Origin of the sequence: Bhargavaea massiliensis (genome assembly GCF_050480245.1) — a bacterium.
Lineage (GTDB): Bacteria > Bacillota > Bacilli > Bacillales > Anoxybacillaceae > Anoxybacillus.
Map to the genome: position 1 here is coordinate 103702 of NZ_JBCNEQ010000003.1, position 10935 is coordinate 114636.

Here is a 10935-nt window from a genome sequence, read left to right on the forward strand (position 1 = left end):
AAGACGCCAATATGCGTTGGCGTCTTTTTAACGGGCAACTGGATATCCGTGATGAATCACAGTCATAATTGTAAACCAACCGAATACGGCAACTGTTCCTAATCCGAACAAGACGCCGAGGAAATTTTTCTCGCGCAATGAACGGATTGTACCGTAAGCAGCGAGCAACGTCACTAACGTAAAGATCACAACTAAAATGATCCCTGTCGGCATAACTTCCCCTCCTTATGTACACCGATTACCCCTTTTCCATTGTAATCGTTTTTGTTACGTTTGTCGAGGTGCAAAACGTATGTTGTTCGTGTACAATGAGAATAGAATATGGAATGAAAGTGAGGAAATATAATGAAGTGGGAACGAATCCCTTTAGGTCCGTTGCAAACAAATGCGTATGTGCTTGCCCATGAAGATGGGACATGTTTAGTTTTTGATCCAGGTAGCGAAGGAGAAAAATTGATTCAGCATATTGAAGCAAACGGTTGGACGCCGCTAGCTGTTTTGCTTACGCACGCTCATTTTGACCATATTGGGGCTGTTGACGATGTAAGAAATCGATGGTCCATTCCTGTATATGTACATAAAAAAGAACAGCATTGGTTAACAGATCCGATGAAAAATGGTTCTTTGTTGTTTATGGGAGAAGCGACGATTGTAAAAGAAGCGGACAAGTTGCTTGAAGGAGAGCAAACATTAACGATTGGTGCGTTTTCGCTTCATATGTTTGAAACGCCGGGACATTCTCCGGGCAGTGTATCATACTATGTGGAAGATGCTCAAGCGATTATATCAGGAGATGTATTGTTTTCGGGAAGCATCGGCCGCACCGATTTGCCTGGAGGAAATTACGACCAACTGTTACAAAGTATTCATCGCAAGCTCCTTGTTCTTCCTGAAGAAACGGTTGTGTTATGCGGACATGGTCCAGAAACAACGATTGGAGCGGAGATGGATACGAATCCATTTTTAAACGGATTTTAAACAAAAAAACTCCCTTCTCCATACAGAGAAGGGGGGTTGGGGGATGTTTTATTCCTATAATGGGAGGGGATATAGTTAAGCTACTGATCTAACAATATAACAAATTTAACACTATGTCAATAGTGAAAAAGGGTGCGAATAAAAAATGTTAGAAAAAATGAGAAATAAACGTTTGTCATATGCGGAATACATGGAATGGGCATTATATGATGAGCAGTACGGATATTATATGCAACGAAAAGAAAAAATCGGGCGTACAGGTGATTTTATTACAACGAGCAACGTAGGCAATGTCATTGGTCATATGTTTGCAAATGTTTTCGTTCGTTTAATGGAAACATATGGTGTACCTCCATTCATATGTGAAATCGGTGGAGGAACCGGTCGCTTGGCTTATGCTGTGTTAGAACAATGGAAGCGACGATCGCCTGAAACATTTTTAAGCGGTCAATATATGATTGTTGAAGCAAGTCCGTATCATCGGGAAAAACAAGCGGAAATGCTCGCACCGTTTAACGATCATGTACGTATCGTTTCCAGTTTCGCTGAGCTTTCATCTTCTTTTTCTGGCATTGTATTTAGCAATGAATTATTTGATGCGTTTCCTGTTCATGTCATTGAAAGGCGGAATGGTCAAATATATGAATGTTTTGTTACGGTCGAAGACGATCGGCTTGTTGAACAACGTTATGTGCTAGAAGACGAGGAGATTGTACAATATTTAGCAGAGCGAAACATTCAACTCGTTGACGGGCAACGATTTGAAATTCCGTTAGCGATGAAAAAGTTTATTTTTCAGCTTAATCGTGCTATTGATCAAGCAATTATTTTTACCGTTGATTATGGCTATACAGATGAAGAATGGAAACATCCAGCACGACAAAAAGGAAGCTTGCGCGGTTATTACCGCCATCAATTAATTGATGATCCGCTTTGTTATCCGGGAGAAATGGATCTCACGACACATATTCAGTGGGATGCGTTGCGATTTTATGGGGAACAGGTCGGCTGGACATTTACCTATTTATGGCGTCAAGATGAATTTTTGTTGCAGGCCGGCATTTTAAATCAATTGATTGAGCATCATGACCCGAATCCATTTTCTGAGCAAAATCGATACAATCGTGCCATTCGCTCGTTAGTGATGGGCGACATCGGAAGAGCGTTTCAAGTGATGATTCAACAAAAAAACATGAACATTCCGATTTTTACATAAAAAAACGATGAGATGCACTCATCGCTTTTTATTCGCCCATGCCAGGGACCATCATAAACGTTGTCCAGTACGTAAATCCGGCAAAGAAGACCGTTAAATACGCACCGAAAATGTAAATGTACATTCTTTCTGTTAATTTTAAGTAGCTTAACAAAAGAAAGAACCCTGTTTGGCTGAGAAACAATAATGACGTTGTATGCATATGGCCAAGATAAAACATAACAGCGAAAATCCCTGTCCAAAACGACAAGACGCGGAACATACGATCCATATGTATCCCTCCTTTTCTGACCGTTTCCCTTACTTATTATAATGTACATGAAATGGTTGTGTAAACGTTCTATTTTTTAAGAATGGCTTGATATGTACATGAATGGCAGCCAGATGACATAATTTCTTCCGTTACAAGTTCAGCGTTTGTAAATAATACCTCTAACATTCCTTTTAAAAAGGCATTATGCATATAGCAGACGGAATCCGGATGCGTAAATGCAATTTCTTTAAAAGGACAGTTGAAAATTTCAAAATAAATCTTTCCTTGATTTTCACTATAATGGAACGTCGGATAAAATCCTGCGGCTTCGGCCGCTTTTTGTAAAATGTTCATTTTTTCTTCAATGCTTAATTGGTCAAGCGTTTGCATCGATTGAACGTGTTGTTGCACAAGTTCTTGACCGAATAACTTTCCTGTTTCATATAACGCCTGTTTCCCCGCTTCTCCGAGTTTCATCATCGCTTGAATAGCGATTTTTGATAACAGCTGGTAATCACGAAACGGAAAATGAAGTTGAATGACATCGTCGGATAGACGATATATTCGGCTCGGTCTTCCACCTTTTCCTGTTTTTTTTGTTTCAGATACAATCATGTTGACATCTTCAAGCTTTGTCAAATGAAGACGAGCAACATTCGGATGAATATGAAAAGCATCAGCAATTTCTTGAACGGTTACTTCTTGATGTTTTCTAGCAATATACTGATAAATTTCGTAACGAGTCGGATCGGCAAGGACGCTTGTAATTTTTAATACTTGGTCCATTATATCTCACTCCTATATGTTCATTCATTTACATTATAATACATGTATTTTCACAATGGAAATGTATGTATAGGTCTTTTTTTCTATCTCTTTTGCAATGTTCACAAAGTTTTAAAACAAATTAATGCACAAAAATTAAACAAAAGTTATACAACATGTATAAAAAGTGAAGAGAGGAGTGTGTCTCCATGCTTACCATTAAAAAATATTGCGAAAAAATATCGTCGCGTATGTATTTCATGACGTTCACCCACATATGGGTGAATATTTTTTTTGAATTTTTTTACGGATGAAGCAGGAATTTGACGAAAGATGTTGAATAATGAAGACGAAAAAATGGAGAAGGGGGGATGGCGTTGCAGGCTATTGACCAGCTAGCTGATCGACTTGTTGAAGAAGCTTATATTCTTCAGGCTTCCGACATTCACATCATTCCACGCAAACATGATGCGCTTGTCCAATTTCGTTTAGGAGGGATGCTCGTTACGAAAAATGTGTTATCGAAACAGACGTGTGAACGGTTGCTGGCGCATTTTAAATTCCTCGCTGATATGGATATTGGTGAACGCCGGCGTCCACAAAGCGGAGCGATGGAAATGAATATTGCCTACACGACTGTACATCTCCGCTTATCAACGTTGCCTACCATCTATGACGAAAGTTTAGTCATCCGCTTGCTTCCGCTACACGCATTTCTTCCGCTCAACCAACTCGCTCTATTTCCTTCAACGGTAAAAAAGCTGCTCGCGTTATTAAATTATTCTCATGGGCTTATTATTTTTACAGGACCGACCGGATCAGGAAAAACGACAACATTATACAGCTTGTTAAACATATGCCGTCATCATTTTCAGCGAAATGTTATTACCTTGGAGGATCCTGTGGAAAAGCGGGCGGATGATGTGTTGCAAGTGCAAGTAAATGAAAAAGCAGGAATCACGTATGCTGCAGGATTAAAAGCGATTTTGCGACACGATCCAGATGTCATTATGGTCGGAGAAATTCGTGATGCTGAAACTGCGCGAATTGCTGTGCGTGCTGCACTAACAGGACATCTTGTTTTAACGACGATGCATACGAAAGATGCTGTTGGGGCAATTTATCGTCTCCTTGAGTTCGGGGTGCCATTTCAAGAAATGGCGCAAACATTAGTAGCTGTGACAGCACAGCGACTTGTGCAGCTGAAGTGCCCATTTTGTGAAGGGGAGTGTTCGCCTTTTTGTCGGCAATATCGACCGATTCGGCGGGCAGGCGTTTATGAACTGCTATATGGAAGGGAACTAGCGAAAGCGATGCGAGCAGCGAAAGGAGAAGAAGCCACATATGTATATACTCGATTAAAAGATGTCATTAAAAAAGGGATTGCGCTTGGTTTTTTACACGAAAGCGTCATGGAGAGTTGGTTGTTAGATGAAGCGACGCTGTAATTGGTCGTTACGGGAGCAAAGTGCTTTTTTCATTCAACTTGGCAAATTACTCAGCAAAGGATATTCGCTTGCTCAGGCGATTGAGTTTTTGCAAATTCAGCAACCTGCTGCCAAGCAACGTGATTTGGACGTTTGTATACATGCATTGTGGGCAGGTGTGCCGATTCATGAAGCTTTCTCTCGCATCCAATTCCATCCTTATCTTTTAGGATATATATTTTTTGCTGAGCAACATGGACAATTGGCTCACGGATTTATTGAAGCGGGGGAAATTGGACAAATGAGGGCGCATTACGTTGAGCAAGTGAAGCGCATGTTGCGTTATCCATTATTTCTTTTTAGTTTTTGTATGATGATGTTTTTTATGTTTCAACAAGTATTAGCTCCGCAGTTTTCTCATCTTCTTTCTTCGTTTCATGCTCGTTCATCTTTTTCTACTTTCATTGTTACGATTACTGTATGGCTTCCACGTATACTTTCCGTTGTGCTCATGATGTTCGTTTTGTTTGGATTGTTTTACTTGTTTGTCGTTCGTTCGTGGCCCATTTATAAGCAAATGGATTTGCTCATGAGGTTTCCTATCGTTCGTTCATGGATTGTCTCGTTTCATACGCAAGTGTTTTCTTTACAATTAAGCCACTTGTTAAAAGGAGGGCTATCGATTTATGAGGCGCTACAAATTTTTGAACATCAATCCCATCTGCCATTACTAAAAGAAGAAGCAAAAATGATGAAACAGCAACTATGTGCAGGCGAAAAGCTAGATGAGATGATTCAGCAGCGGAAGTATTACGAAAAGGAGCTGTCGTTTGTCATTCGTCACGGTCAGTCGAACGGAGAATTAGTTCAAGAATTATTTCATTACAGCCAATTTTCATTACAAAAATTAGAAAATCGTCTAAAAAAAATTGTATATATCATTCAACCATTGTTGCTTAGTTGTATCGGCATTTTTGTGATCTTCATGTATATCGCCATGTTATGGCCAATTTTTCAGTTATTAAATCACATATAATGGGGGATATGTATGCGAAATGAAAAAGGCTTTACATTAATTGAAATGTTAATTGTGTTAATGGTTATTACTATTTTAATTTTAATTACCATCCCAAATGTGACAAAACATAACAGTATGATTAATAACAAAGGATGTTCTGCTTTTCTTAAGATGGTACAATCCCAAGTAAAAGCATATGAAATGGAATATGGAACCATTCCGACTGTTCAGCAGTTAGTAGATGGAAAATATATCGAAGGCAATCGTTGTCCAAATGGAAAAGAAATTGTCATTACGAGCGAAGGGGACGTTTTAGCAAGTGAATGAACGAGGATTTACGTTGATTGAAATGTTAATCGTTCTTTTTATCGTAACAGGCATTATGTTGTTTGCCGTTCCGCCGCTTCAACAAGTGTTGGCCGAGCGACAGTTACAATATTTTTTAGAACAGTTTAGCAACGATATGTTATATGCTCAACAATATGCGATTAGTCGCAAAAAGACGGTAGCTATCATGTTTTATTTTGACACATGTCGTTATCAAGTAAAAGAAGGGAGAACGTTTGGCAAGGAGCTGCTCGCTCGCTCTTTTCCTTCCCCCTTTCAAATTCAAATGGGTACATTATCTCCACCGTTGTTTTACTATCCAAACGGTAACATCAATAAGGCTGGGACGCTACTCATAGCGTACGGGAGTAAAAAATATAAAATCGTTTTTCAATTAGGGAAAGGGCGATTGTATGTGCAAAAATTGTAGCGGTTTTACGTTTTTTGAACTGCTCGTATCATTAAGCTTATGGGGTGGGCTTATAGCGATGCTAATTGCCAATTGGACAATCGTTGTTGTGGAACGAGAAAACAAGAAAATAGAAACGATCGCAAATCAAATTTTATATGAGGCAATGATGAGCGAGCGGTTTGTAAACGAAACGATCGTTGTGCGGGAAAAGAAAGCATTTTCCTTATTTATGCGTTCCGGTGAGCGATGTGTCCGTTGGGAAGATTGGTTGAAACGAACAAAGGAAAGATGTGAGCCATTGTTGCAATGATTCAACAAGAAAAAGGTTTTACGTTAATTGAAGTATTGATGTCGCTAATGATTTTTTTCGTTGTTTTATCTTTATTGATAACAACATTTCATCTAGCATCGAACTATACAGTAAAACGTGGAGAGTTTCATTATTTCGAGTGGCTTGTTTTTATTCAACAAGCAAAAATTGAACTAAGAGAATCAAAAGACGTTTGGATATATGGGACAACGATTCGATTCGATAAATGGACGGGTGAGCGTGTAACGTACGAAAAGTATGGGACAATTATTCGGCGACGTGTGAATAGTACAGGACATGAAATTATGCTTCAATTTATTCAACATGTATCATATGAAAAAGAACAAACAGGCATTCGTGTTCATGTACTAACGGACAAGGGGGATGAGTATGAGGCGTTTATCCCGTCTTTTCATGAAAACAAAAAATGAACAAGGTGTCATTTTTCCATTTACCGTTATGTGTTCATTGTTAATTAGCGCGCTTTTTCTTCATGCTGTCGCATTGTACAATACAGAAATACAGTTTTATGAAGAAGAAAAGAAATGGTATGAAGCGGATTATTTAATGAAACAAACGCTCACTCATGTGAAACAAACACTTGCGAACACCTCAGAAAACGTGCCATCATTAAGCCAAGCAGTTTCATTTGTTCATGGGCAAGCGACGTATACTGCAACAAGGATCGGTAAGGCTGTCTGGTCTGTCAATGTATCGTGTGTGACGAATGCGCAATTTCGTTATGACGTCCAATTTGAATTTGACGCATTAACAAACGACATATCAGCATGGAAAGAACTGTACTAGAGGGGGGAGAGAACATGAGAGCGATTTATTTAACAGGATTTATGGGGGCAGGAAAGACGACGGTTGGAAAACGGTTAGGAGAAGTATTGCAGCTACCTGTGATAGATACAGATGCATATATTGAACAGCAAGTCGGAAAAACGATTGCGGCCATTTTTGCAGAAGAGGGGGAAGGGGCGTTTCGTGCGTATGAGCGGGAAGTATTAAAGAAGCTTCCAACGGAACATGTCGTCATCACAACAGGCGGCGGAATTGTGATTCAAGAAGAAAATCGTCAATTTATGCGCAAGCATGGGATCGTCATTTACTTGCATTGCGAGTTATATGAATTGCTTCAGCGGTTAGGTGATGATGCGACTCGACCGCTATTGATGGAAAATAAACAAAAGAAAATGAAACAGCTATTTGAACAAAGACTTCCGTGGTATCATGAAGCGCATATAACAATTGATACAACAAATCGCACGGTAGATGACATTGTAGAAAACATTGTCCTCATGCTTAAATCGTCCCGTTTTTGACGATACTAGCATCGAGGTGATGAACGATGGCAGGAAACGACTATGTCAAGTTTATGACTGAACAAGTCGTGCGATATTTAGACCAACCAAAAGAGGAACGGAAAAAACAACGACAACAAAAGAAAGAATTGAAAAAACAACAAAAGCAGCCGTTTTTATACCGTTGGTTCGGCGTCATTCCGTATGCAATCATTCTTTTATTTAGGCGAAAATAAGGCGAAAGATAGCCTTATTTCGCCTGCAAATAAAATAACCCACCGTTGATGACTGAAATTTGAATTCTCGGTTCATATCTTTGGCGCAACGCTTCTTTTTCATTTTCGTATTCTTCCTGTTTTTCTTCTACACCTTCGTAAAAATGTTGCAACAACGCCAAATCTTCTTCCCAGCGTATTCGCGCTTCATTCGCCCACTCGTGCGTTTCTGATGCCATTAGACGTTCGACATATGCTTCGAGTCGCGCAAATCCACTCATTGGCTTAATGATCGGAGAAATCGTAAAACAATAGTCAGGTACTGTGGCGATCCATTGCTTTTCTTTTAACACGTCATAAAATGACTCGACGATCGTTCCACTGATGAGATGGATGCCTAACGACAATAAACGATCTTGTTTCCGATCGCATTCATATGAAAGCAATATGTTTGTATGAAGCCAAGGATGAAGAGCGACAGAGCGTTCAGTTACTCGTTCGTACAGACGGACGAAGCGCCCGTTCATTTTAGCAACAGAAAAAATTTGATGAAGACGTGGGGAACCGAAGTGAATATGTTCTCCTTTTTCAGCGATAGACGGCTTTGTAATCAATGATAGCTCTAATGGCTCACCAACGGCCCCGATGCGTTCAACGTAATGCCAATAAAACGGGCGATTCATTAATTGTTTATCCATTTCAACGGTCAGTTGAACGCGGAGATGCCCATCGCTCCGTTCTAGAATCGGACAATGGGTGGAGGTGAAAAAACGTTCAAGAAACGATTGAATGTCATGTTGCTGCATGCGTGCGATCCTCCATATTCGCAAAAATTTCTACAAAATTTTGCATTTTAATTTTTAATTCTCCTTCGCTTTTCGATTGGACAATGATACGTTCTAAATGATTTGAAAACGTCGGAGATTGCAACCTCATTAAAATATCATCTAATTCGCCAACGACACGTTCAAATAAACGAATTTTTTCGTATAATAACGTAAATATATGTTCCTCAACCGTATTGCGTACAACAAAATTGTAAATGTGCACATCTTTTGTTTGACCGAGGCGATGAACACGCCCGATTCGTTGTTCGAGACGCATCGGATTCCATGGTAAGTCGTAGTTAATGACATGATTACAAAACTGCAAGTTAATTCCTTCTCCTCCTGCCTCGGTTGCGATCAACACTTGTGCACGATGCTGAAATAGCTCTTTCATCCAATCTTTTTTACTTCGTTTAAAACCACCGCGAAAAGGTACAGACGAAATGCCGTGTTGTTTAAAAAACCACTGCAAATATAATTGTGTTGCTCGATATTCCGTAAAGACAATGACTTTATCGTTTATTGTTTGAATGAGCTCTAACGCTTTTTTCGCTTTTGCGTGGTCGGTAATGTCGTTCATTGTTTGCAACAATGCCCCGATTGTCGTTTCAAGATGCGGTTTTTGTTCAAGCATGTCCTTTAGCGTGCAAAAAAGCGCTTCTTTGCTGCTACATATTTCACGCAACAATGTCATATGTGACAGCGATGTATCTGAAAAATGAGTCTTCAACTGTTGAATCGTTTCATATACATTTCGCTCCGCTTCTGAGAAATCAATAAAAAACGTTTCAACGTGCCGTTTTGTCCACTCAATACCAGTATCATGGCGACGATGACGAATCATTACTTTGCGAATGAGCTCTTTTAAATGGGCATCATCATGTAATGTCCGCAATTTTCCATACCTTTTTTGAAATTGTTCGGCATTTCCTAAATGTCCAGGCTTCAGTAAGGAAACGAGGTGGAAAATTTCTTCGACGCGGTTTTGGATCGGTGTTGCTGTTAATAATAAACAAAACTTTTTTTTCAATCCTTGAACAAATTCGTAGTTTTTCGTTTTATTGTTTTTTAACTTATGCGCTTCATCAATAATGACCATATCATATGCTTGTTCATAAATGATGTCACGATGTGGTTGCTTTTTGGCGGTATCAATGGATGAAACGACAACATCGCATTGTTCCCATACGTAGCTTTTTTTTTGGGCAACAGCAGGAATAAAAAATTTTTCATTTAATTCTTGCACCCATTGTGAAACGAGGGATGCAGGAACAAGAATAAGCGCCTTTTTCACCAGACCTCGAATCATATATTCTTTTAAAATTAATCCGGCTTCAATCGTTTTTCCAAGTCCAACTTCATCAGCTAAAATCGCTTTCCCGTTCATTTGTTCAACAACTTGGCGTGCGACCTCATATTGATGAGGTAAAATCGTTACATGCGGTAAATGCTTTGGCGCTTGTAGCCCATCAAATTGAGGGATAGCTAACGATTTCGTTGCTTCAAGCGCCAACTCATATAATTCCCAATTTGACCACGGGCCGTCACGTTCAATACGTTTGGCAAATTCATCTTTCCAGCTTTTCTCCCAATGCATGGTGATGTTCATCAAGCATCCCTCATTTTCCGAACATTTTTGTTTAAAACTAAATAAACTTACGTATTTTATTTATAAAAAGGTATTGCGACAAATGAGAAGTTATAAGATAATAAAAAACGTAAGAAAGTTTGTAAAATTGTTTCATCCTATTTCGCGCAGGAGACTCCCACTTCAACGACCAAAGAGAGTAAGTGGGAGAGGAATGCGCGTTCCCCTTTCTTTTGTGTACGAGATAATAAAGGCGTGGAGAAAACCGTTAAATAAAGGCACTCCAATAACT

At 39.4% G+C, this 10935-nt stretch carries 16 protein-coding genes and 1 pseudogene; 11 read left to right on the plus strand and 6 right to left on the minus strand.

The features are described from left to right. Positions 1 to 27: 27 nt before the first annotated feature. Positions 28 to 213 carry a DUF2759 domain-containing protein gene (locus tag ABEV15_RS01305; protein ID WP_498852164.1) on the minus strand — a complete coding sequence of 62 codons (186 nt, stop codon included), beginning with the start codon at positions 211 to 213 and terminating at the stop codon, positions 28 to 30. A gap of 132 nt (positions 214 to 345) precedes the next feature. Here ABEV15_RS01305 and ABEV15_RS01310 point away from each other — a divergent pair, with 132 nt between their 5' ends. After that, complete coding sequence (locus tag ABEV15_RS01310) at positions 346 to 978, plus strand: MBL fold metallo-hydrolase (protein ID WP_429634066.1); 633 nt, start codon at positions 346 to 348, stop codon at positions 976 to 978. Positions 979 to 1123: 145 nt separating this feature from the next. Then, complete coding sequence (locus ABEV15_RS01315; RefSeq protein ID WP_429634068.1) at positions 1124 to 2194, plus strand: class I SAM-dependent methyltransferase; 1071 nt, start codon at positions 1124 to 1126, stop codon at positions 2192 to 2194. A gap of 28 nt (positions 2195 to 2222) precedes the next feature. Here the strand turns inward: ABEV15_RS01315 and ABEV15_RS01320 are convergent, their stop codons facing one another. Next, the gene (locus ABEV15_RS01320) at positions 2223 to 2465 is read right to left on the minus strand and encodes a DUF2626 domain-containing protein (RefSeq protein ID WP_429634070.1); all 243 of its coding nucleotides are present in this window, start codon (positions 2463 to 2465) and stop codon (positions 2223 to 2225) included. Between the two features lie 69 nt (positions 2466 to 2534). Beyond that, positions 2535 to 3233: a helix-turn-helix transcriptional regulator gene (locus tag ABEV15_RS01325; protein WP_429634072.1), complete on the minus strand. Its 699-nt coding sequence runs from the start codon at positions 3231 to 3233 to the stop codon at positions 2535 to 2537. A gap of 356 nt (positions 3234 to 3589) precedes the next feature. On the opposite strand from ABEV15_RS01325, the gene comGA reads away from it, so the two are divergent. Genes comGA through ABEV15_RS01370 form a run of 9 tightly spaced genes read left to right on the plus strand, consistent with a single transcriptional unit; the run spans position 3590 to position 8249 of the window. After that, entirely contained in the window at positions 3590 to 4660 is a 1071-nt protein-coding gene (gene comGA / locus ABEV15_RS01330; protein ID WP_429634162.1) for a competence type IV pilus ATPase ComGA, read from the plus strand. After that, a complete protein-coding gene (comGB, locus tag ABEV15_RS01335) occupies positions 4644 to 5675 on the plus strand; it encodes a competence type IV pilus assembly protein ComGB (RefSeq protein WP_429634074.1) in 1032 nt (343 codons plus the stop codon). Before comGA ends, comGB begins: the two co-directional genes overlap by 17 nt. Positions 5676 to 5687: 12 nt before the next feature. Then, positions 5688 to 5984: a competence type IV pilus major pilin ComGC gene (gene comGC, locus ABEV15_RS01340; protein WP_429634076.1), complete on the plus strand. Its 297-nt coding sequence runs from the start codon at positions 5688 to 5690 to the stop codon at positions 5982 to 5984. Continuing rightward, entirely contained in the window at positions 5977 to 6414 is a 438-nt protein-coding gene (comGD, locus tag ABEV15_RS01345; protein WP_429634078.1) for a competence type IV pilus minor pilin ComGD, read from the plus strand. Before comGC ends, comGD begins: the two co-directional genes overlap by 8 nt. Beyond that, the gene (comGE, locus tag ABEV15_RS01350) at positions 6398 to 6706 is read left to right on the plus strand and encodes a competence type IV pilus minor pilin ComGE (RefSeq protein WP_429634080.1); all 309 of its coding nucleotides are present in this window, start codon (positions 6398 to 6400) and stop codon (positions 6704 to 6706) included. The genes comGD and comGE overlap by 17 nt, the downstream gene beginning before the upstream one ends. Continuing rightward, positions 6703 to 7137, plus strand: coding sequence for a competence type IV pilus minor pilin ComGF (gene comGF, locus ABEV15_RS01355; protein WP_429634082.1), 435 nt, complete (start codon positions 6703 to 6705; stop codon positions 7135 to 7137). The genes comGE and comGF overlap by 4 nt, the downstream gene beginning before the upstream one ends. After that, entirely contained in the window at positions 7097 to 7513 is a 417-nt protein-coding gene (comGG, locus tag ABEV15_RS01360; protein WP_498852165.1) for a competence type IV pilus minor pilin ComGG, read from the plus strand. Before comGF ends, comGG begins: the two co-directional genes overlap by 41 nt. Positions 7514 to 7527: 14 nt before the next feature. Continuing rightward, positions 7528 to 8034: a shikimate kinase gene (locus tag ABEV15_RS01365; protein WP_429634086.1), complete on the plus strand. Its 507-nt coding sequence runs from the start codon at positions 7528 to 7530 to the stop codon at positions 8032 to 8034. Positions 8035 to 8060: 26 nt separating this feature from the next. Then, positions 8061 to 8249, plus strand: coding sequence for a YqzE family protein (locus ABEV15_RS01370; RefSeq protein WP_429634088.1), 189 nt, complete (start codon positions 8061 to 8063; stop codon positions 8247 to 8249). Positions 8250 to 8263: 14 nt separating this feature from the next. Here the strand turns inward: ABEV15_RS01370 and ABEV15_RS01375 are convergent, their stop codons facing one another. The 3 genes and pseudogenes from ABEV15_RS01375 to ABEV15_RS01385 all read right to left on the minus strand — a co-directional run. Next, positions 8264 to 9034: a YqhG family protein gene (locus ABEV15_RS01375; protein WP_429634090.1), complete on the minus strand. Its 771-nt coding sequence runs from the start codon at positions 9032 to 9034 to the stop codon at positions 8264 to 8266. After that, positions 9021 to 10664 carry a DEAD/DEAH box helicase gene (locus ABEV15_RS01380; RefSeq protein WP_498852166.1) on the minus strand — a complete coding sequence of 548 codons (1644 nt, stop codon included), beginning with the start codon at positions 10662 to 10664 and terminating at the stop codon, positions 9021 to 9023. Before ABEV15_RS01380 ends, ABEV15_RS01375 begins: the two co-directional genes overlap by 14 nt. Positions 10665 to 10701: 37 nt before the next feature. Beyond that, positions 10702 to 10935, minus strand: a pseudogene (locus ABEV15_RS01385) (hypothetical protein); the annotation flags it as partial.